The 20,583-nt window shown below is 72.1% G+C and carries 17 protein-coding genes and 1 pseudogene; 6 read left to right on the forward strand and 12 right to left on the reverse strand.

All coding sequences use genetic code 11. The features are described from left to right. Positions 1–521: 521 nt before the first annotated feature. Positions 522–1,592: an aspartate-semialdehyde dehydrogenase gene (locus tag AC067N_RS10355; RefSeq protein WP_478678459.1), complete on the reverse strand. Its 1,071-nt coding sequence runs from the start codon at positions 1,590–1,592 to the stop codon at positions 522–524. 43 nt (positions 1,593–1,635) lie between these two features. Continuing rightward, positions 1,636–2,928 carry an aspartate kinase gene (locus AC067N_RS10360; protein ID WP_478678460.1) on the reverse strand — a complete coding sequence of 431 codons (1,293 nt, stop codon included), beginning with the start codon at positions 2,926–2,928 and terminating at the stop codon, positions 1,636–1,638. 370 nt (positions 2,929–3,298) lie between these two features. On the opposite strand from AC067N_RS10360, the gene AC067N_RS10365 reads away from it, so the two are divergent. Together AC067N_RS10365 and AC067N_RS10370 are read left to right on the forward strand one after the other, a co-directional pair. Next, positions 3,299–4,027 (forward strand): response regulator transcription factor, encoded by a 729-nt coding sequence (locus AC067N_RS10365; protein ID WP_478678461.1) that lies wholly within the window; start codon positions 3,299–3,301, stop codon positions 4,025–4,027. After that, entirely contained in the window at positions 4,024–5,487 is a 1,464-nt protein-coding gene (locus AC067N_RS10370) for a sensor histidine kinase (RefSeq protein WP_478678462.1), read from the forward strand. Before AC067N_RS10365 ends, AC067N_RS10370 begins: the two co-directional genes overlap by 4 nt. Before the next feature lie 41 nt (positions 5,488–5,528). Here AC067N_RS10370 and AC067N_RS10375 read toward each other — a convergent pair whose 3' ends face one another. From AC067N_RS10375 to AC067N_RS10405, 7 genes and pseudogenes are all read right to left on the reverse strand, one after another. Further along, positions 5,529–6,029, reverse strand: coding sequence for an SgcJ/EcaC family oxidoreductase (locus AC067N_RS10375; protein WP_478678463.1), 501 nt, complete (start codon positions 6,027–6,029; stop codon positions 5,529–5,531). A gap of 195 nt (positions 6,030–6,224) precedes the next feature. Beyond that, the gene (locus AC067N_RS10380) at positions 6,225–7,316 is read right to left on the reverse strand and encodes a hypothetical protein (RefSeq protein ID WP_478678464.1); all 1,092 of its coding nucleotides are present in this window, start codon (positions 7,314–7,316) and stop codon (positions 6,225–6,227) included. 295 nt (positions 7,317–7,611) lie between these two features. Further along, positions 7,612–7,743, reverse strand: a pseudogene (locus tag AC067N_RS10385) (DUF397 domain-containing protein); the annotation flags it as partial. 154 nt (positions 7,744–7,897) lie between these two features. Further along, positions 7,898–8,833 (reverse strand): M56 family metallopeptidase, encoded by a 936-nt coding sequence (locus AC067N_RS10390; RefSeq protein WP_478678465.1) that lies wholly within the window; start codon positions 8,831–8,833, stop codon positions 7,898–7,900. Positions 8,834–9,104: 271 nt separating this feature from the next. Continuing rightward, positions 9,105–9,767 (reverse strand): DUF5063 domain-containing protein, encoded by a 663-nt coding sequence (locus AC067N_RS10395; protein ID WP_478678466.1) that lies wholly within the window; start codon positions 9,765–9,767, stop codon positions 9,105–9,107. Beyond that, positions 9,760–10,359 carry a recombination mediator RecR gene (gene recR, locus AC067N_RS10400; RefSeq protein ID WP_478678467.1) on the reverse strand — a complete coding sequence of 200 codons (600 nt, stop codon included), beginning with the start codon at positions 10,357–10,359 and terminating at the stop codon, positions 9,760–9,762. The genes AC067N_RS10395 and recR overlap by 8 nt, the downstream gene beginning before the upstream one ends. A 118-nt stretch (positions 10,360–10,477) precedes the next feature. Beyond that, positions 10,478–10,822 carry a YbaB/EbfC family nucleoid-associated protein gene (locus AC067N_RS10405; protein WP_478678468.1) on the reverse strand — a complete coding sequence of 115 codons (345 nt, stop codon included), beginning with the start codon at positions 10,820–10,822 and terminating at the stop codon, positions 10,478–10,480. 262 nt (positions 10,823–11,084) lie between these two features. Here AC067N_RS10405 and AC067N_RS10410 point away from each other — a divergent pair, with 262 nt between their 5' ends. After that, on the forward strand, positions 11,085–11,855 hold the full coding sequence (locus AC067N_RS10410; protein WP_478678469.1) for an SLATT domain-containing protein: 771 nt from the start codon (positions 11,085–11,087) through the stop codon (positions 11,853–11,855). A 215-nt stretch (positions 11,856–12,070) separates the two neighbouring features. On the opposite strand, the gene AC067N_RS10415 is transcribed toward AC067N_RS10410, so the two are convergent. From AC067N_RS10415 to AC067N_RS10425, 3 genes are all read right to left on the reverse strand, one after another. Further along, complete coding sequence (locus AC067N_RS10415) at positions 12,071–14,218, reverse strand: serine/threonine-protein kinase (protein ID WP_478678715.1); 2,148 nt, start codon at positions 14,216–14,218, stop codon at positions 12,071–12,073. Positions 14,219–14,404: 186 nt separating this feature from the next. Continuing rightward, the gene (locus AC067N_RS10420; protein ID WP_478678470.1) at positions 14,405–14,872 is read right to left on the reverse strand and encodes a MarR family winged helix-turn-helix transcriptional regulator; all 468 of its coding nucleotides are present in this window, start codon (positions 14,870–14,872) and stop codon (positions 14,405–14,407) included. Further along, the gene (locus AC067N_RS10425) at positions 14,869–15,477 is read right to left on the reverse strand and encodes a DJ-1/PfpI family protein (RefSeq protein ID WP_478678471.1); all 609 of its coding nucleotides are present in this window, start codon (positions 15,475–15,477) and stop codon (positions 14,869–14,871) included. The genes AC067N_RS10420 and AC067N_RS10425 overlap by 4 nt, the downstream gene beginning before the upstream one ends. Before the next feature lie 219 nt (positions 15,478–15,696). On the opposite strand from AC067N_RS10425, the gene AC067N_RS10430 reads away from it, so the two are divergent. The 3 genes from AC067N_RS10430 (at position 15,697) to AC067N_RS10440 (ending at position 20,538) form a co-directional block, all read left to right on the forward strand. After that, entirely contained in the window at positions 15,697–17,052 is a 1,356-nt protein-coding gene (locus AC067N_RS10430; RefSeq protein ID WP_478678472.1) for an aminotransferase class III-fold pyridoxal phosphate-dependent enzyme, read from the forward strand. 325 nt (positions 17,053–17,377) lie between these two features. Continuing rightward, positions 17,378–18,064, forward strand: coding sequence for a GntR family transcriptional regulator (locus AC067N_RS10435; protein ID WP_478678473.1), 687 nt, complete (start codon positions 17,378–17,380; stop codon positions 18,062–18,064). After that, complete coding sequence (locus AC067N_RS10440) at positions 18,061–20,538, forward strand: glycosyltransferase (RefSeq protein WP_478678474.1); 2,478 nt, start codon at positions 18,061–18,063, stop codon at positions 20,536–20,538. The genes AC067N_RS10435 and AC067N_RS10440 overlap by 4 nt, the downstream gene beginning before the upstream one ends. Positions 20,539–20,583 lie beyond the last annotated feature (45 nt).

The following is a 20,583-nucleotide window of genomic DNA, read 5'->3' on the forward strand; positions in this document are numbered from 1 at the left end:
GGCACATCTGCCTGGCCGCGCGGCTCGCGCATCACCTGGCACGACCGACCGAACCGCGTACAGCGCGTCGAACGCCCTCATGCGTACCAGCTCTTCCCCTATGCCCCGAGTCCGTGCAGCGCCCAGCCCCGCCGAAGGGCGCTCGTTAAAGACGCTCCCCGTCCGCCGCGCGGTTGCGGCGGACGGGGAGCAAAAATCCTCGATCACCAGGAGGCCTGAATCAACCCGGAAATCACACGGCTGTCCGACCGGAAATCCTTCGACCGCCGAACCGCCGACTCGAAGAACTTACACGCCGCCACCGACAACGCCCACGGCAGCCGACGGCACCCCCGCCCAGCGACATCCGGTCTATCCCAACACCGGGCGCCGCGCGACCCATTGGCGGGACGGTGCACTCACGGCCAACGAACAGTGCACCCCCGGACAACACCCGGTGGACGCCGGGTCCGGAACGGGGCTGCCGTGCCGCACTCCGCACCCGAGCGCGGGCGACGCGACCGGGCACCCCCGGCCGCTTCTCACATCCGTCCGCCCACCACCAGCTCAGCGATCTGCACGGTGTTCAGCGCGGAGCCCTTGCGGAGGTTGTCGCCGCAGGCGAAGAAGTCGAGGGCGGTGGGGTCGTCGAGGGCCCGGCGGACCCGGCCGACCCAGGTGGGGTCGGTGCCCACGACGTCCGCGGGGGTGGGGAACTCCCCCGCCCCGGGGTCGTCGAAGAGGACCACACCGGGTGCGGTCGCGAGGATCTCCCGGGCCTTGGCGACGGTGACCTCGCTCTCGAAGCGGGCGTGGAGGGTCAGGGAGTGCGCGGTGACGACGGGCACGCGTACGCAGGTCACGGCGACCGGCAGCGCCGGCAGCCCCAGGACCTTGCGGGTCTCGTCCCGTACCTTCATCTCCTCCGAGGACCAGCCGTCCGCGCGCGGCTCCCCGGCCCACGGCACCACGTTCAGCGCCACCGGCTCCGGGAACGGCCCGGTGTCGTCGCCCACGGCCCGCCGTACGTCGCCGGGGCTCGTCCCCAGCTCCGTACCGGCGACGAGGGCGATCTGCCGGCGCAGGGTGTCGACGCCTTCCCGGCCCGCGCCGCTGACCGCCTGGTACGAGGAGGCCACCAGCTCGCGCAGCCCGTACTCGGCGTGCAGCGCGCCCACGGCCACGATCATGGAGAGGGTGGTGCAGCTGGGGTTGGCGACGATGCCGCGCGGCCGGACGCGCAGGGCGTGCGGGTTGACCTCGGGGACGACGAGGGGCACCTCCGGGTCCATCCGGAAGGCGCCCGAGTTGTCCACCACCACCGCGCCCTTGGCCGCCGCGATCGGCGCCCAGCGCTCCGCGATCTCGTCGGGTACGTCGAACAGGGCGACGTCGGCCCCGTCGAAGACCTCTTCGGAGAGGGCCAGGACCTCGACCTCCTCCCCGCGCACGGCCAGCTTGCGGCCGGCCGAGCGGGGGGAGGCGATCAGCCGGATCTCGCCCCATATGTCCGCGCGGTGGGACAGGAGCTGGAGCATGACGGTGCCGACGGCCCCGGTCACCCCCACGACCGCGAGCGTCGGCCTTCCGGTCCGCCCGGCGGCGACGGCCATCAACGGCCGGTGCCGCCGCCGGGCGGACCGTACGAGCGGACCGTCATCGACCGGTGCCTCCGTAGACGACGGCCTCGTCGCTGTCGGAGTCGAGTCCGAAGGCGGTGTGCACGGCGCGCACGGCCTCCGGGACGTCGTCGGCGCGGGTGACGACGGAGATGCGGATCTCGGAGGTGGAGATCAGCTCGATGTTCACGCCCGCGTCGGACAGCGCCTCGAAGAAGGAGGCGGTGACGCCGGGGTTGGTCTTCATGCCCGCGCCGACCAGGGAGATCTTGCCGATCTGGTCGTCGTAGCGCAGGGAGTCGAAGCCGATCCCGGCCTTGTTCTTCTCCAGGGCGTCGATCGCCTTGCGGCCCTCGGTCTTGGGGAGGGTGAAGGAGATGTCCGTGAGGCCGGTGGTCACGGCGGAGACGTTCTGCACCACCATGTCGATGTTGATCTCGGCGTCGGCGATGGCGCGGAAGATCGCGGCGGCCTCGCCCGGCTTGTCCGGAACGCCGACGACCGTGACCTTGGCCTCGGAGGTGTCGTGCGCGACACCGGAGATGATGGCCTGCTCCACCTTCTGTTCCCCTTGCTGCTGCGTCTTGCCGACGACTGGCTCATTGCTGACCCACGTGCCCTGGAGTCCGCTGAAGGACGAGCGGACGTGGATCGGGATGTTGTAACGGCGGGCGTACTCCACACAGCGGTGGAGCAGCACCTTGGAGCCGGACGAGGCCAGCTCCAGCATGTCCTCGAAGGAGATCCAGTCGATCTTCCGGGCCTTCTTCACGACGCGCGGGTCGGCGGTGAAGACACCGTCGACGTCGGTGTAGATCTCGCAGACCTCGGCGTCGAGTGCGGCGGCCAGCGCCACGGCGGTGGTGTCCGACCCGCCGCGGCCCAGCGTGGTGATGTCCTTCTTGTCCTGGCTGACGCCCTGGAAGCCCGCGACGATGGCGATGTTGCCCTGGTCGATGGACTCCCGGATACGGCCGGGCGTGACGTCGATGATCCGGGCTTTGTTGTGGACCGAGTCGGTGATGACGCCTGCCTGGCTACCGGTGAACGACTGGGCCTCGTGGCCCAGGTTTTTGATCGCCATGGCCAGCAGGGCCATGGAGATACGCTCTCCGGCGGTCAGCAGCATGTCGAACTCACGTCCGGCAGGCATCGGAGACACCTGCTCGGCGAGATCGATCAGCTCGTCCGTCGTGTCGCCCATCGCGGAGACCACGACAACCACCTGGTTGCCGTTCTTCTTGGCTTCCACGATCCGCTTGGCGACGCGCTTGATGCCCTCGGCATCGGCTACGGAGGAGCCTCCGTACTTCTGCACGACAAGGCCCACGTGCGCTCCTCGCTCGGTTTCGTCCCTTATCCGCACATACACACGTACTGCGGTCGGCTCAGTCTATCGAGCGGCCGAAATCCGCCTCCGGGCTCCCGCATGGTGAGATGTCCCGCTCACCCTTCGATCACCTCGGATTCCTGCGGGCCTCCGCCGGATTTCGCCCCGGCTTCTTCGCCGGGAGACCGCCGGTGGCCGGGCCGCTCCGGGGTGGTCCCTGCCCGCCCCGGGCACACCGCAGTCCTAAAGTGGGCGAGGTCACTCGGGGGGACCAGCCGGCCCGTGGCCCGTCTCGCGGGCTTCCGCGTCCGACCGCGGGCGCCGCCGGACTTCCCCAACCATCTTAAAGTTCAACGATTATGGTTCGCCTGTGCGCGTACTTCTGGTGGAAGACGACGAGCCGGTCGCCGAGTCGCTCCGGCGCGGGCTGCAGCGATACGGCTTCGAGGTGGAGTGGGTGAGCACGGGCGGGGCGGCGCTGTCGTACGACGGCCCGTACGACGTGGTGCTCCTGGATCTCGGGCTGCCCGACACCGACGGGCTCGACGTCTGCAGGGCGCTGCGGGACCGCAGTGCCGTGCCGATCATCGTGATCAGCGCCCGCAGCGACGAGACGGACCGGGTGGTCGGCCTCGAACTAGGCGCCGACGACTACGTCTCCAAGCCGTTCGGGGTGCGCGAGGTCATCGCCCGGATAAGGGCGGTGATGCGCCGTGTGCAGCCCCGCCCCGCGGACGCGCCCCCGGCCGGCCCCGACCGGTACGGTTCCCGGCTCACCATCGACCGCAAGGCGGCGCGGGTGCACCTGGACGGCGCGGAGGTGGGGCTGGCCCCCAAGGAGTACGACCTGCTGGCGTTCCTCACCGAGGAGCCGGGCGCGCTGATGTCGCGTGAGCAGATCATGGAGGCCGTCTGGGACGCGAACTGGTTCGGCCCGACGAAGACGCTCGACGTGCATGTGGCGGCGCTGCGGCGCAAGCTCGCGGGGGCGATCACCATAGAGGCGGTGCGCGGGGTGGGCTTCCGGCTCATCGTGAACGGCGCCGACGAGAACGCCGGTGCGGCGGGCGGCGCGCGCGGGAGCAGCGGCGCGTCATGATCCGTCAGCTCATCCGCAGCTATGTGCTCCTGGTGGCTGTGGCGATCGCCCTGTTCACGGTGCCGGTGGCGTTCACTCTCACCGGCCAGTTGCGGAACGACACCAGCCAGTCCATCACCCGCGAGGCCCAGACCATGGCCCGGCTCCTCGGCTCCGGTGACACGGCCTCCTGCGAGGCGCTGGCGAGGATGGCCGGGGCGTATCCGAAGGACCAGGAGAAGGTGGAGGTCTCGACGACCGGCAGGTGCGCACGGGAGACGCTGCGGCGGCCGACGCCGGATGCGGCGCTGGCCAGGGCCCTGGAACGGGGCGACAAGACCGTCGACTGGGGCTCCGACTTCATATGGGGCAAGAACCTGGTGGTCACCGTTCCGGCCTTCGAACGCTCGCGGGAGGGGAGCGAGGCGGAGGGGAGCGAGGCGGAGGGGAGCGAGGCGGACGGGGGGAAGACGGACGGGACGCGGGCCGACGGGAGGCAGGGGAGGGACGACGTCGTCGGTGCCGTCCGGATCAGGTTCTCCACCGACGACCTCACCGACCGGCTGTGGCAGATCTGGGGTTTCCGGGCGGGACTGGCCGTACTCGTCCTGCTGGCGGCCGCCGGCATCGGCGTGTTCGCCGCGCGGCGGCTGACCGCTCCGCTGCGCCAGCTCAACGAGATGGCGAGCAGGATGAGCGACGGTGACCTGAAGGCACGTTCCGCGATCACGGGCCCGCAGGAGACTCAGACCCTGGCGCGCACGCTCAATCAGGCGAGCGAGCGCCTGGACACGCTGATCGCCTCGCAGCGCATCTTCGTGGCCGACGCCTCGCACCAGCTGCGCACGCCGCTGACGGCCCTCCGCCTGTCGTTGGACAACATCGCGGACGGGGTGGACGACGAATTCGTACGGGAGGACGTGGAGCAGGCCACCGCCGAGGTGGTCCGGATGAGCCGTCTGGTCAGTGGGCTGCTGGTGCTGGCCCGGGCCGAGGCGAAGGTCACGGCGGCGGAACCGCTGTCCCTGCGGGAGGTCATCCAGGAGCGCCTGGACGTGTGGAGACCGGCCGCCGACGAGCGCGGAGTCACCATCGCGCTCGGGGGGAGTGCCGACGGCCGGCCGCTTGTGCTGGCCAGTCCCGGTCATCTGGACCAGGTCCTGGACAACGTGCTGTCGAACGCCCTGGAGGTCTCGCCGGACGGTGCGACCATCACCGTGCGGGTGGAGCCCCGGGGCGACGAGGTGGTGCTGTCGGTGCTGGACGAGGGGCCCGGTATGTCGGACGCCGAGAAGTCCCGCGCGTTCGACCGCTTCTGGCGTGGTCAGGGCCTCACCGGGAAGTCCGGTTCGGGCCTCGGCCTCGCCGTCGTCAGGCAACTGGTCACCGACGACGGCGGAACCGTGGTCCTCAAGGACGCGCCCGGGGGCGGCCTGTGCGTCGCGCTCACCCTGCGGGCGGCGCGGCAGGGGGGTGGCTGAGCCGGGGGGTCGAGCTCAGCCACCGGTAGGGGCGCCGGTGATCAGCCCTCGGGCATCGCCGACGAGTGGTGGTTCACGATCTTCCAGACGCCGTTGCGCTTCTCGTACTCGTACGTGTAGCGGGCCTTGACCACGCGCTTGTCGCCGGTCTTCGGGTCGGTGAGCGTGAACCGGTAAGTGCCGGTGTCGATCGCGGAGTTGCCGTCCAGGACATTGATGATCGTCTGGATCTTCTTGCCCCTGGGCTTGTTCTCCAGGAAGTGGTGGAAGTAGTCGACGATCCCGGCGCGGTTCGTGCGGACCTTGTTGGAGACGGTCGGCAGCAGCACCGCGTCCTTCGCGTAGCGGTCGGCGACCTTCTTCGGGTCACCGGTCTGCAGCGACCTGTTCCAGCCGTCGAAGAGCGCCGCGATCTCCTTCTTGGAGGGCTTCTTCGGAGCGGCTTCGGCACCGGCCATGCTGACGCCGGCGGTCACCGTGCCGGCGGTGACGAGGGCGGTGGCGGTGACGATGGCGGCGCGTATCCGGTTCTGGCGGGTCATCGTAACTCCTGTGCGAATGTGGGGTTTTACTGCCTCCGCCTGGTGTGCGGTGGAAGTGACTCCAGATTCGCGTGGAGCCCGTTAGGGCCCGTGCAACGGAGATACAGGACCGGTACAAGGGGTGACCAACTTACGGATGATCACCACTTGGTTACCCGGCGGGCTCCACGGACGGCCGTACGTCGGCGGACCGGGTCACTTCCAGCGCCCCAGCCGTCCGGCGCGACGCAGTTCCTCCACCCGGGCCGTGACGTCCACGACCTCGTCCATGCCCGGCAGGCCGCCCCCGCCGCCGCCCGCTTCCCCGCTCCTCGGGCCGGGCAGGAACGTGTCGGGCACGAACCCGTACACCGGCATCGGGCCGTCCAGCTCGCACTCCGCGAGGCACTCACGGCACAACCCGTTCACGATCTCGGCCGTCCGCTCGTCCGCGTCGCACAGACCGCAGGCCATGATCACCCGGGTGACCACGGCACGGCGGGCGCGGGCGGCGGGCTTCTGCCGGATCTTGGCCTTCTTCGGGCGCATGGGGGGCATCTTGCTCTCCAATCGTCTGCGGGCGAGTCCGCCCGGGTTGGTGACCTCGGACGGCAGCCCGTCGGTCAGTGCCTTGGTGACCTCGTCGGGCGTCGCGCCACGCGACAGCCACTGGGAGACGAGGGATTCGAGGGAGTGGCAGTCGGCCTCGGACAGCGGCATACGGGGCTCGACGAGACGGAGTTCGGCGAGGGTGCGGTATGCGGCGCCGGGCGCCACGGCGGGCGCCCCGGCCTCGGCGAGCTCGGCGCACTCAGTGGCCTCGGTGGGCTCGGTGGTATCGATGGGTTCAGCGGGCTCGGTGGGCTCGTCCGCCTGCTCGGCGGGCTCGTCCGCCTGCTCGGTGGGCTCGTTCTCCTCGACCCGAGCCAGTCCCGACTGATAGTGCTCCGTGACGTCCCTGCCGTCGCGCTCCCGCGCGAAGTTCGCCCACCACTCCACCGACCTGGGGGTACGCGACCAGTACGTGCGCGTCACCCAGCGCATCGAGCCGTCCTCGATGGTGATGTGCTCCTTGATCCACCGCAGATGGCCGGCGAGCACGAGCCGACCCGAGGACGTACGCACGGCCTGCTGGCCGTAGCGGGGGTGTTCGGCGGCGATCACCTTGTGGCCCATGGCGTGGCCGTCCTCAAGGTGGTCGATGAAGACGGCGATCTCGGCGTCGCGGGGGCTCAGATGTGCGAACGTCGCGTCCGCGTGCGGGTCTTCGTCACCCACGGAACGCTTTCCGTAACCCGTTTTGGCCATCGGGTGGGACGGGGAAGGCAGGGCAGCACTAGGCTGGGCGTAAGCCACGATCGAGTCCTCTTCGATCCGTAGGTCTAGGCCCTGGCACTGGTGTTGGCGCACCGGCCGGGGCCGATCTATTTGGTCGGTTGCCGCGAACCTAGAGCGGCTTTACGTTCCGAAGCAAGCCGATCACGGAATGTCACCCCTTCGGGTTACACCTCTTCAACTCATGTACGGGCTTGGTTGGTTGGGTTGGTTTTTCACCCAGCCCAGAATCTTGGAAACCCCATGGGAAGAGCTCGGGTCCCGAGGCTCAAGCCCCGGGCCGACCTGCGGAAACGAAGGCCTGCCAGGCCGGGGCACCGAGGGTGAGGGTGGGGCCGGCGGGGTTCTTGGAGTCGCGTATGCGGACGGTCAGGGCGGTGACCGCTTCGGGGTGACGAACTTCCGTACCGTCACCTTCGTCGGCATCACCGCGCTGGAGGGGAACACATGGCGCCTGCGCTGGTGGTCCAAGCCGACGCGCGAAACCCCTTACGTCGCGCCCGAGTTGCTGCTCGACGCCCTGGTGGACACTCCGGCCGCCCGCGAACCGTCGGCTACAGCGTCCCCAGCGCCGGGGCGAACGCGATGAGGAGGGGGACGAGGGCCAGCAGCGCGGCGGCCGCGGTGGTCCCCGCGCGGCGCAGGCGGTCGAGGCGGGGCGGCGGCGACAGGAGCCGCTCCACCCGGTCGCCCAGCAGGCGGCGGGTGTTGGAGCAGCTCAACACGCCCCGGTGCTGGTTCAGTTCGATCAGCGCGAGCGCGGTGGTGAGGTGGCCGCAGCGGCGGGACGCCGTGTCGTCGGCGGCCAGTTCGACGAGGCGGTGGGTCTGGTCGGCGAAGTGCGCGAAGAGCGGGACGCGCGGGAAGCCGGTCGCGAGGGCGGTGGAGAGGTGGAGCAGCCAGTCGTGGCGGGCGCGGGCGTGGCCGAGTTCATGGGCGAGCACCGCGTCCAGCTGACGGTCGGTGAGCTTGGCCAAGGCGCCCGTGGTGACGACCAGTTGGGGAGGGGTTCCGGGCATCAGCCAGGCGTCCGGGTAGTCGTCCTCCAGCACCAGCAGGGGTCCCTGCGCGTCGGGCAGCCCGGCCGGCAGGTCGGGGGCGCGCTCGCGCAGATGGGCGCGGCGGATGTGACGTCGGCGCCGGGACTCGACGACTTCCCGGGCGAGCATGGCCCCGCTCCACGCCGCGCCGCAGGCCAGCAGCAGGGTGAGGACGGCCGTCCAGGGCGGCGCGGCCGTGAGGTCGTACGCGGCGGTCACGGCCGGCGGCGCGGGCGCGAAGGCATGCGTCCGGACCGTCTCGAACACCGCGGCCGCGCCCAGCACCAGCGCCGCGAGGCAGCTGAGCAGCGCCGCCGCGACGAGGCACTGCCATGCCCACAGCGCGACGACCGGTTCCCGTTCCGGCCACAGGGCCCGAAGCAGTGCGCGGGGGCCCAGCACGGCGGCGGTCAGGGCCACGGCGATGAGAAGGAGCAGGAGGACGGTCACGTCGATGGTCCGGTTCCTTGTCAGGGGGGAGGCACGCAGTACGTACGGCGGTGCATACGCTACCGCCGGTACCGGCCCCCATCAGGCGTGCCGTGGACGCGGTATCCGCGGCCGCCTCCGCCGGATCACTTTCCCGTGGAGGCCGTTCGGCGGCGCCGCCCCGCGGCCGGGACCGCTCGTGCCGCCGCTCTCGCTCGGCGGCGGGGTGAGCGCCCTCACCAAAACCAAAGGGGTGTGGGCGGGCGGCCCCGCCGTGTGCTCACGAGGCGGTCTACTTGACTTTCCGCAGCCCCAGCGGCCCGGCGATCTCCTCCGCCATGACCTTGCCCGCCTCGAACTCCAGGGTTTCGTCGCCCATGAGTTCCTGGTCGGTGTCGAGGCCGTCGAGTTCGGCGAGGGGCTGGTTGAGGCGGACGTGGGCGACGAGGGACTGCAGGGCCCTCAGGGTCGCCGAGGCCGTGGAGCCCCAGTTGGAGAAGTAGGAGAACTGCCACCACCACAGCGCCTCGCTGGTGCGGCCCGCGCGGTAGTGGGCCATGCCGTGGCGGAGGTCGGTCATGACGTCGACGAGGTCGTCGGAGATACGGGCCGGCACGGGCGCCTTGCGGGGCTCGTACGGGTCGAAGACCTCGGAGTAGACGTCGACGGGGTCGAGCATGGCGGCCAGGCGTTCGCGCAGTTCGTCGACGTCCGGCTCGGGGCCGGGGTCGGGCTCGTAGCGCTCGTCCGGCACGATGTCCTCGTGCGCGCCGAGGCGGCCCCCCGCCAGGAGGAGCTGGGAGACCTCCAGCAGCAGGAAGGGCACGGCCGAGTCCGGCTCGTCGCCCTTGGCCACCTCGGTGACCGCGACCAGGAAGCTCTCGATCTGGTCCGCGATCTGGACGGCGAAGTCGTCCGGGTTCTGGCCGGTCGCGTGCAGCGTGGCGTCAGACATCCAGCAATCGTCTCCCCTCGAAGGCGCGGCCGAGGGTCACCTCGTCCGCGTATTCCAGGTCGCCGCCCACCGGGAGGCCGCTGGCCAGGCGGGTGACCTTGAGGCCCATGGGTTTGATCATGCGGGCGAGATACGTGGCCGTGGCCTCGCCCTCCAGGTTCGGGTCGGTGGCCAGGATCAGCTCCGTGACCGTGCCGTCGGCCAACCTGGCGAGAAGTTCCCGTATCCGCAGGTCGTCGGGGCCGACGCCCTCGATGGGGCTGATCGCGCCGCCGAGGACGTGGTAACGGCCGCGGAACTCACGGGTCCGCTCGACGGCGACGACGTCCTTCGGCTCCTCCACGACGCAGATGACCGACGGGTCGCGGCGGGTGTCGCGGCAGATGTTGCACAGGTCCTCCTGCGCGACGTTGCCGCAGGTCGCGCAGAAGCGGACCTTCGCCTTGACCTCCATCAGGGCCTGCGCGAGACGCCGTACGTCCGTCGGCTCCGCCTGAAGGATGTGGAAGGCGATCCGCTGCGCGCTCTTGGGACCGACGCCGGGCAGCCGCCCCAGCTCGTCGATGAGGTCCTGGACCACGCCTTCGTACACGGACTGCCGTCCTTCCTGGTGTCTTTCAGTACGTACCGTAGTCGGCCGCCGCCGGTCCGAGGAAGGCGGTACGGGGCACGGATGGACTCGACGGAGGGGAGATGGGGGGAGATTCGGCTCAGAAGGGCAGACCGGGGATGCCGGAGCCACCGCCGAGGCCCTGGGCGAGGGGGCCCAGCTTCTGCTGCTGGAGGTTCTGGGCGTTCTCGTTGGCCGCCTGGACGGCCGCGACGATCAGGTCGGCGAGGGTCTCGGTGTCCTCCGGGTCCACCGCCTTGGGGTCGATCTTCAGGGCGCGCAGCTCGCCGGAGCCGTTGACCGTGGCCTTGACCAGGCCGCCGCCCGCCTGGCCTTCGACCTCGGTGTTCGCGAGCTCCTCCTGTGCCCTCGCCAGGTCCTGCTGCATCTTCTGGGCCTGCTGGAGCAGCTGCTGCATGTTGGGCTGGCCACCACCGGGGATCACGTTCAGCTCCCTCGTCTCGCTCTCTTGCGGTCGCTCACGAGCCTACGTGGTCGGCCCGGCCCGTGCGGCGCCACTCTTTCGAGTGATGGGGCGGGAATTCGTATACCTGATCAAGGACCTCTTCCAGGCGGAAAAGCCTTGAAACCGGGGTTTTCGCCACCCATTGGGAGGTAGGAAGGGGCCGTGCGCACGGCCCGCGACACGGGGGTGCGTACGCGCGTCTCGCACTGTCGTGAGCAGCGTCGTCATTAGGGAGTACCGGGTGAGCCAGCCGGATATGCAGCCCGAGGGGTCCCCCCAGGACGGGCGGGGTGAGGGACCTGGGCTGTGGGCGGAGCCGTGGACGGGGGAGGCCGGGCCGTGGGTGGATGATCTGACCGGGCGGCCCTTTCCGCACGGGGACTGGGCGGTGCCGGCGGAGCGGCTGGACGAGCTGTACCGGTGGGTGGAGCGTGCGGCGCTGGATACCGCCGCGTGGTATCTCGCGGACCGCATGGGGAAGCGGCTGGCGGCCCAGGTACTGCGGGTGGGGGCGGCGGCGGGCGCGCTGGTGGGGGCGGTGCTGCCGCTGCTGGACGTCACCGGGGTGGTGGGCGGTATGGCGCCCTGGGGGTATCTGGCACTGCTGGTGTGTGTGGCCTGCCTGGCGGTGGATCGGTTCTTCGGGCTCACCTCCGGGTGGATGAGGGATGTCGCCACGGCGCAGGCGGTACAGCGGCGACTCCAGGCACTCCAGTTCGACTGGGCCTCGGAGAGCGCGCGGGAGGTGCTCGGGCCGACGGAGGGGACGGCCGGGGAGGCGGCTGAGCGGTGCCTCGGGGTGCTGCGGCGGTTCTCGGAGGACGTGACGGAGCTGGTGCGGGCCGAGACCGCGGACTGGATGGTCGAGTTCCGGGCCGGTGCGGCGCCGCTCGGCATCCAGACCGGGGGGTCCGCCGGCCGCCCCGCCGAGCTCCCTCCCGGCGGGCGGCTGCCGCTGCCACCGGGAGCACGGCCGAACATGCCCCGGCAGCGGCCGCCGGAGGCGCGATGACCGCCGGGGGCGGCGCCGCGGTACGCCGGGCGCGGGTGCGTGGGGGCTGATCGCGCCCACGCGGCCGAGCCGCAGGTGTCGCCGCCCCGCGCCCCTGAAGGACGGGCCGCAGGCCCGACCCGTCAGGGGCGCGGGGAACTGCGCGAGAAGCCACAACCCACCCGCACCCGCCGACGGAGGCGCACCCCCGAGCCGTGAGGCGCAGCGGCCCCGGCTCAGCCGCCCTTCGTGTACGTCACCGACTTGCCCGCCGTGTCCACGCGGCGCAGGCGGCCGTCGGACAGGAGCGTGACGGTGGTGGCGGCGCCCGGTGAGCAGGAGGTCGCCGGTTCGCCCTCGGTGACGGTGGAGGGGCCGATCTTCAGGGGGCCGTCGTCGTCCGGCGCCTCGCTCAGCTCCGCCTCGAACACACAGTGGTACGTACCGCCCCCTTCGAGCGGTCCGTCCGCCGTGAGGGAGAGCACGGTGTCGCCCACCTCGCCCTGCCGGATGACGAGTTCACGGGTGTCGGGGCCGTCGGAGCCGTCGAGGGCCGCGTTCCAGGTGCCGAGGAACTCCTCCGGGATCGTGCCCGTGTCCGGGGACTCGGTGGTGGGGTCCGGGGAGGTCTCCGGGTCGGTCGGCTCGGGCGTCGTGGGCCCGGGGGTCTCGGGACCGCTCGTCGTCGGCCCGCCCCTGCCGTCGTTCTCCTTGCCGCCCTCCTCCCCCTTCTTCATCAGCGCGTACACCGAGCCGCCCGCGCCGAGGGCCACGACGAGGGCGACCGCGACGAGCAGCGCGGAGGAACGCCGGGCTCCTCTCCGCTCCGGTCTCGGCCGGCCGCCGGGCCCCTGGAGAGGGGGCGGCCCGTACGGAAGGGTCGCGCCGAGGCCGCCGGCGGCACCCGGGCCCTGGTGACCGCCGTACGGCGGCTGCCCCCCGTACGCCCGCTGATCGGCGTACGGCTGCTGCCCGTACGCGCCGTACCCGGCCTGGCCCTGCGCCGCGCCCTGCGGATAGCCGTAGCCGGGGGCCGCGCCCGGCGGCTGACCGTACCCGGCCGCGGGCTGCGGGTGCTGCGGATGCCCCGGTTGCCGGTGCGGGAAGCCGTACGCGGGCGGCGCGGCGGGCGGAGGCGGCACGGCACCGCCCTCGGGCCCGGCGGAGGGGTGACCGGGGGCGCCCTCGGGTCGCCCGGCCGCGGAGGGGCCTGCGTACGGGGATGGCGGGGCGCCCGGCGGCGTCGGCACGCCCCCGGCGGAGGCGGGCGCCCCCGAGGCCGCGAACCCGGCGGAGGCGGCGGCAGCGGAGGCGGGGGAGGCCGCGGAAGGCGGCTGCCCGGCGGGGTCGGGCGCCGCCGGGTGTCCGCCCTCGGCCGGACCCCCGGACGCTCCCTGAGTCCCCCGGCCGACCCCGGCCGCGGCCCCCGCCCCGTTCTGCCCCTCTCCCCCGGGCGGGTGCTCCTCCGGGTCCTCCGCGTCCAGCAACTGGACGGCGTGGCGGCCCAGTTGGGCGACGAGGGCACTCGGGAGCCAGGGGTCGCGGGAGCGGCCCGCGAAGACCGTGTCCTCGGCGCCGGTGCGCTGGAGGATCTGGGCGAGCGTGGGGCGGGCGGCGGGGTCCTTGCGGAGGCAGTCCCGTACGAGGTCGTAGAGGCCCTCGGGCAGGCCCTCCAGATCGGGCTCCTCCTCGGCGATACGGAACATCAGGGCGTGGACACCGGAGTTCGCGCCGCCGAAGGGGAGGTTGCCGGTGGCGGCGTAGGCGAGGACCGAGCCCAGGCAGAAGACGTCGCAGGCGGGGGTGATGCGGTCACCGCGCACCTGCTCGGGCGCCATGAAGCCGGGCGAGCCGACGAGCGCGCCGGTGCGGGTGAGGCCGCCGTCGGTGACCGTCTCCAGTGCCCGCGCGATACCGAAGTCGATGACGCGGGGCCCGTCGATCGTCACGAGGACGTTGGACGGCTTGAGGTCGCGGTGGATGAGCCCGGCCGCGTGGATGTCCTCCAGCGCGTGGGCGAGTCCGGCGGCGAGGATGCGCACCGTCCGCTCGGGCAGCGCGCCGTGGTCCCTGCCGACCACGGTCTGGAGGGACGGGCCGGCGACGTAGCCGGTGGCCACCCACGGGATGTCGGCCTCGGTGTCCGCGTCCAGCACCGGCGCGGTCCAGTACCCGCCGACCTGCCGGGCGGCCTGCACCTCCTGCCGGAACCGGGCCCGGAACTCCTCCTGCACGGCCAGTTCCCGCCGTACGTGCTTGACGGCGACGGTGCGGCCGCGGTCGGACCGCGCCAGATACACGTTGCCCATCCCGCCCGCGCCCAGCCGCGCCAGCAGCCGATACGCCCCGACCCGCTGCGGATCCCCCGGCCCGAGATTCTCCATGGCCACCGCCCCCGCCTCTCCCCCCGTGCGATCCCCTGCGCATGTGTACGCGCGGACGTGCAGACACGCATGTGCAGGCGCGCCTGTCGCGAACGTACGGTTACGCCGTGTACATGCTGAACGTGCCGAACGTGCGCAACGAACCGATCGTAGTGCGGAGGCGGGAGGAGGCGGGCGGGGCGGTGTCTACGGTTCCGTAACAGCCTCACGCCCGGCGGACAGGTCCTCCAGCGCCGCCGACAGGTCTTCCAGGACCCGTACGGTCTCCGCGAACCGCTCCTCGCCGAGGGCCTCGGCGAGACGGTCCGCGAGGGCCGCGTGACCGGGGTCGATCTTCTCGACGGCGGCGCGTCCCGCCGGGGTCGGGGTGAGGAGCTTGGCGCGGCGGTGGGCCGGGTTCGGGACGTACTCGGCGAGGCCGCGGTCGACGAGGAGGTCGGCGACGCGCTGCACGCTCTGGCGGGTGATGCCCATCGCGCGGGCGACGCCGGAGACGGGCAGCGGCTCGGGGAGCACCGCGCCGAGGACCTGCCACCAGGCCGCCGTGAGCCCCGCCGGGCGCGCCAGTTCCTCGGCGACGGACAGGAACTGGCCGTTGAGCCGGAAGACGCCGAGAGCGGTGCGGCTGAGCAGGTCCTGCCGTGCGCGGCTCATCGGGCGGCGGCTTCCAGGACGGCGTACGCCTCCGGGTCGGAGTCGTGGAACAGGCGGTACCAGGCGTCGAGGACCTCGCCCTCGTAGACGCCGAGGAGCCGGAAGACCTCGCGGGCGAAGGCGACGGGTTCGGTGGGGCCTGCGGTGACGAGCAGGCCGTCCGCGTCGGTCACGGCGTCGGTGTCGACGTAGTGGTCGGCGCCCTTGTAGCCGGTGGCGGCGAGGTAGAAGGGGGCCGCGCTGGTGTGGGCGCGGTCGTCGAGCAGCCCTTCCCTGGCGAGTCCGGCGGTCGCCCCGCAGATCGCGGCGACGGGGACGCCGGCGGCCAGGAACTCCCGCGCCTTGCGGGCGAACGGTGCGAGGTCGTCGCCCGTGTCCCAGAGGTCCGCGCCGGTGAGGATCAGCAGCGAGCTGTCCTCGGGGCGGAGGTCCGCGAGGGCGGCGTCCGGCTGGATCCGGACGCCGGCGATGGTTCGCACGGGGTTCGTGGCCGGGCCGACCGTGCGGATCTCATGGCCTGCGCGGGCCAGCCAGGCGGTGGTGTGGCCGGTCTCCCAGTCGGCGTAGGTGTCGTAGACGGCGAGGTGGACGGGGTTGCTGGTCATGGCTTCTCCTCCGGGACCGTTCGCTGCTATGACAGCATACTGGCACTTTGCCAGGATGCTGTCAATGGAAGTTGCCGGTGAACTCTGGACCGGGGGTGCGTCGGCGAGTGCGGGTCCGGCGACGGGACCCCCTGGGGCGACACACTGTCGCGGTGCGGAGCCCTGCCGCAGACAGGACGCCGATATCGGCGCCGCGGCGCCGCGGCCTACCCTCGCCCCATGACGCCTCAGCCCAACCCCCAGCTCGGCGCCGCGGTGAAGGCGGCGGACCGTGCGCACGTGTTCCACTCCTGGTCCGCCCAGGAACTCATCGACCCGCTCGCAGTCGCCGGCGCCGAGGGGTCGTACTTCTGGGACTACGAAGGCAGGCGGTACCTGGACTTCACCAGCGGCCTCGTCTACACGAACATCGGCTACCAGCACCCGAAGGTCGTCGCGGCCATCCAGGAGCAGGCGGCGAAGCTCACCACGTTCGCCCCGGCGTTCGCGATCGAGGCCCGCTCGGAGGCGGCCCGGCTGATAGCCGAGCGCACCCCGGGCGACCTGGACAAGATCTTCTTCACCAACGGCGGCGCCGACGCCGTCGAGCACGCCGTCCGCATGGCCCGCCTGCACACGGGCCGCCCCAAGGTGCTGTCCGCGTACCGCTCGTACCACGGCGGCACCCAGCAGGCCGTGAACATCACCGGTGACCCCCGCCGCTGGGCCTCCGACGCCGGCACCGCCGGGGTCGTGCACTTCTGGGCGCCCTTCCTCTACCGGTCCCGCTTCTACGCGGAGACCGAGGAGCAGGAGTGCGCCCGCGCCCTGGAACACCTGGAGACGACGATCGCCTTCGAGGGGCCGTCGACCATCGCCGCGATCATCCTGGAGACCATCCCCGGCACGGCCGGGATCATGGTCCCGCCGCCGGGCTACCTGGCCGGTGTGCGGGAGCTGTGCGACAAGTACGGCATCGTCTTCGTCCTCGACGAGGTCATGGCGGGCTTCGGCCGGACCGGCGAGTGGTTCGCGGCCGACCTCTTCGACGTCGTCCCCGACCTGATGACCTTCGCCAAGGGCGTGAACTCCGGTTACGTCCCCCTCGGCGGCGTCGCCATCTCGCCGGCCATCGCGGAGACGTTCGCCCGGCGCCCGTACCCCGGCGGCCTGACGTACTCCGGGCACCCGCTGGCGTGCGCCGCCGCCGTCGCGACGATCAACGTCATGGCGGAGGAGCGCGTCGTCGAGAACGCGGCGGCGCTCGGCGCGTCCGTCATCGAGCCGGGGCTGCGCGAACTGGCCGAGCGGCACCCGTCGGTGGGCGAGGTGCGCGGCGTCGGCATGTTCTGGGCGCTGGAGCTGGTCAGGAACAGGGAGACCCGCGAGCCCCTCGTCCCCTACAACGCCGCGGGCGAGGCCAACGCCCCGATGCTGGCCTTCGCGGGCGCCGCCAAGGCGCAGGGCCTGTGGCCCTTCGTGAACATGAACCGCACCCACGTCGTCCCCCCGTGCAACATCACGGAGGCGGAGGCCAAGGAGGGCCTCGCGGCCCTCGACACGGCGCTGACGGCGGCGGACGAGTTCACGGTCTGACGCCGGTGACGGCCCGTCCGGTGAGCCGGCGGCCGTCCTGCCGACGAACACCGAACGGCGCCCCCGGGTCCCACGGCCCGGGGGCGCCCTTCCGCATCTGCCGCGCCGTCGATCCCGCCTCCCCCACCGGGCGGCCCGCGGGGGAAAACCGCACGCCAGGTGGCCGATTCGTGCCGGTCGGTGCCGGTACGACGCGGGGGCCGTGACGGCGAGCCCGAAACAGCCTGCCCGGAACCCGAACGCGTAAGGTGACGTGCTCGTAAGAGAACGCAGAGACCACGCACAGGAATGCGTACGCGTACGCGGATGGGGGAACCGGACCACGATGCCCGGCACCGGCGGCGGCAATGGCGCCGTGACTCGTAGCACCCTGCGGCAGCAGCTCGCGGACGCGCTCCGTGACGAGGTGCTGGCCGGCAGACTGAAGCCGGGGCAGGAGTTCACGGTGAAGGAGATCGCCGAGCAGTACGGGGTGTCGGCGACCCCCGTACGCGAGGCGCTGGTGGACCTGTCCGCGCAGGGGCTGCTGGACGCGGTGCAGCACCGCGGTTTCCAGGTGCACGAGTACTCGCTGGGCGACTACCGGCACATGGTCGAGGCCCGCATCCTCATCGGCGACGGCATGTTCCGCCGGCTCGGCGACCGGAAGATGGACACCCGCACCGCCGCGGCACTCGCCGGGGTACGGCGGCGCGGCGAGGAGGCCCGACGGGCCGCGGCCGCCGGCGATCTGAACATCCTGATCGGCTACGACCTGCGGTTCTGGCGCGAGCTGATCGTCCTGTTCGGCAACCCCTACCTCTCCGACTTCCTGCACCGGCTGCGGGTGCAGTCCTGGGTGTGCGCGGTGCAGCACCTGCGCCGGGCGGACGACCTCAGGGGCCGGCTGTGGGACAGGTACACCGACCTCGTCGACGCGCTCACCCGCCGGGACGCGCTCACCGCGCAGGAGATCATCGCCGAGTACGACGACCACTCGATGACGCTCGTGGAACGGCTGGCCGAGGGATGAGCGGGGCCCGCACGGGCGCCGGCCCCCGGGTCGGCGTCGATCTGTCCGTCGTCATCCCCGCCTACAACGAGGAGCGGCGCCTCGGCCCCACCCTCGACGCGATCGTCTCCCACCTCGCCGCGACGGAGGCCGCCGAGACCTGGGAGGTCCTCGTCGTCGACGACGGCTCGACGGACGGCACGCGCGAGGTCGTGGCCGCCGTAACCGAGCGCGACTCACGGGTGCAGCTCATCGGCGGCGGACCCCGCAACCGGGGCAAGGGGCATGCCCTGCGCCTCGGCGTCTGCGCCTCGTACGGCCGCCGCGTCCTGCTCACGGACGCCGATCTCGCCGCGCCGATCGAGGAGTTGGAGCGGCTCGACAAGGCACTCAGCGACGGGCACGCGGCGGCGATCGGTTCCCGCGAGGCGCCGGGGGCACACATCGAGCAGCGCCAGCACCGGCTGCGCGAGAACCTCGGCCGCGCGGGCAACCTGCTGATACGCGGGCTCGCGGTGCCCGGAATCCGCGACACGCAGTGCGGGTTCAAGCTGTTCGACGGCGAGCGGGCCCGCGAGGCGTTCGCCGCCTCCCGGCTCGACGGGTTCGGGATAGACGTCGAGATACTGCGGCACTTCCGGCGCGCCGACTGGTCCGTCGCCGAGGTGCCCATCCGCTGGTCCCATCAGCCCGGTTCGAAGATCCGCGCGCGGGACTACGCCCGCGTCCTCGCTGAACTCGCCTCCCTCAAGGGCCGTTCGGTGCGGTCGGCGGCCCGGCACCTCCGCCCCGCCGACGTCCTCGCGGTCCTCGTCTTCCTGCTGATGGCGGTGGCCCTCTACGCCGGCCGCTGGATCGACCCGAACGGCCGCTACCTCCCCGACTCCCTCCAGGACCAGAACCAGTGGGAGTGGTTCTTCGCCGTCACCGCCGACAACCTCGTCCACCTCAGGAACCCCCTGTTCACCGACATGCAGGGCTTCCCCGACGGGGTGAACCTCATGGCCAACACGGTCATGCTGGGCCTGTCGGTCCCCTTCGCCCCGGTGACGCTCGCCCTGGGTCCGGCGGTGACGCTCGGCCTCGTCATGACGCTCGGCCTGGCCGCCACGGCCGCCGCCTGGTACCGGCTGTTCGTGCGACGGCTCGTACGGCACCGGGGCGCGGCCTTCACCGGCGCGGCCCTCGCCGCGTTCGCGCCCCCGATGGTCAGCCACGCCAACGCGCACCCGAACTTCATCGTCCTGTTCATGATCCCGTTCATCGTCGACCGGGCCCTGCGGCTGTGCACGGGTGCCCGGACGGTACGGGACGGTGTCGTCCTCGGGCTGATGGCGGCGTACCAGATCTTCCTCGGCGAGGAGCCCCTCCTGCTCGCCGCGATGGGCATGCTGCTGTTCGCCGCCGCGTACGGGGCCGTACGGCGGGACGTGGCCCGCGCCTCCTGGCGCCCTCTGCTGAAGGGCCTCGGTGTCGCGGCCCTGACCGCGCTCCCCCTGGTGGCCTTCTTCCTCACCTGGCAGTTCTTCGGCCCGCAGAGCTACAAGAGCATCGGGCACGGCGACCACGCCGGGAACAGCCCCCTCGCCCTGCTCTCCTTCGCCGAGCGCTCGCTCCTCGCGGGCGACCGGGAGCGGGCCGAGGCCCTCTCCCTCAACCCGACCGAGCAGAACGCCTTCTACGGCTGGCCCCTGGTGCTGCTGGCCCTCGGCATCGTCGTACGCCTGTGGGAGCGCCCCCTGGTGAAGGCGCTCGGCTTCACCGCGGTCGCCGCCGCCGTCCTGTCCCTCGGCTCCCGGATCCGCCTCCCGCAGACGGACCTGGTGCTGCCCGGCCCGTGGGCGCTGCTCGCCGACCGGCCGCTGTTCGAGTCGGTCATCGAGGGCCGGGTGGCGATGGTCTGCGCGCCGGTGCTCGGCATGCTGCTGGCGCTCGCCTGCGAACGGCTGGCGGCGACGCCGGGCCTCGGCACCCGGTACGTGGGCTTCCTGGCGATCACGCTGGCGCTGCTGCCGGTCGTGCCGGCCCCGCTGAAGTCGGTGGAACGGCCGGAGGTGCCGGCGTTCATCGCGGACGGCACCTGGCGTTCGTACGTCGACACGGCGGCCGGCGAGACGCTCGTCCCCGTGCCGCTGCCGGACCCCGGCAACGCGGAGGCCCTGCACTGGCAGACCACGGCCCGCTTCGGCTTCCGGATGCCCGGCGGGTACTTCAACGGCCCCTACGGCGAGGACCGCACCGGGATCTACGGCGCCGTCCCGCGCCACACCTCCGCCCTGCTGCGGGAGGTGCGCCACACCGGCCGCACCCCGGTGATCGGGGAGGCCTGGCAGGCGCAGGCCCGCGAGGACTTCGCGTACTGGCACGCGGGCGCGCTGGTCCTCGCGCCGCAGTACTACGACGAGCAGTTGCGCGTCACCGTGGACAAGCTGGTCGGGCGTCCCGGTAAGTGGGTGGGCGGTGTCTGGGTATGGGACCTGCACGAAGGGGACTGAAGGCGGCGTTCAGCGACTACGCTTCTTCCCCGCCCACACTGTGAG

This window comes from Streptomyces sp. NPDC042364 (assembly GCF_056437585.1).

Bases quoted from the DNA above. Each gene is read 5' to 3' on its own strand.
- AC067N_RS10355 (WP_478678459.1), bottom strand. From the start codon at position 1,592: ATGGCCGTCGCCGCCGGGCGGACCGGAAGGCCGACGCTCGCGGTCGTG.
- AC067N_RS10370 (WP_478678462.1), top strand. From the start codon at position 4,024: ATGATCCGTCAGCTCATCCGCAGCTATGTGCTCCTGGTGGCTGTGGCG.
- AC067N_RS10375 (WP_478678463.1), bottom strand. From the start codon at position 6,029: ATGACCCGCCAGAACCGGATACGCGCCGCCATCGTCACCGCCACCGCC.
- AC067N_RS10380 (WP_478678464.1), bottom strand. From the start codon at position 7,316: ATGGCCAAAACGGGTTACGGAAAGCGTTCCGTGGGTGACGAAGACCCG.
- AC067N_RS10395 (WP_478678466.1), bottom strand. From the start codon at position 9,767: ATGTCTGACGCCACGCTGCACGCGACCGGCCAGAACCCGGACGACTTC.
- AC067N_RS10415 (WP_478678715.1), bottom strand. From the start codon at position 14,218: ATGGAGAATCTCGGGCCGGGGGATCCGCAGCGGGTCGGGGCGTATCGG.
- AC067N_RS10420 (WP_478678470.1), bottom strand. From the start codon at position 14,872: ATGAGCCGCGCACGGCAGGACCTGCTCAGCCGCACCGCTCTCGGCGTC.
- AC067N_RS10425 (WP_478678471.1), bottom strand. From the start codon at position 15,477: ATGACCAGCAACCCCGTCCACCTCGCCGTCTACGACACCTACGCCGAC.
- AC067N_RS10430 (WP_478678472.1), top strand. From the start codon at position 15,697: ATGACGCCTCAGCCCAACCCCCAGCTCGGCGCCGCGGTGAAGGCGGCG.
- AC067N_RS10435 (WP_478678473.1), top strand. From the start codon at position 17,378: ATGCCCGGCACCGGCGGCGGCAATGGCGCCGTGACTCGTAGCACCCTG.
- AC067N_RS10440 (WP_478678474.1), top strand. From the start codon at position 18,061: ATGAGCGGGGCCCGCACGGGCGCCGGCCCCCGGGTCGGCGTCGATCTG.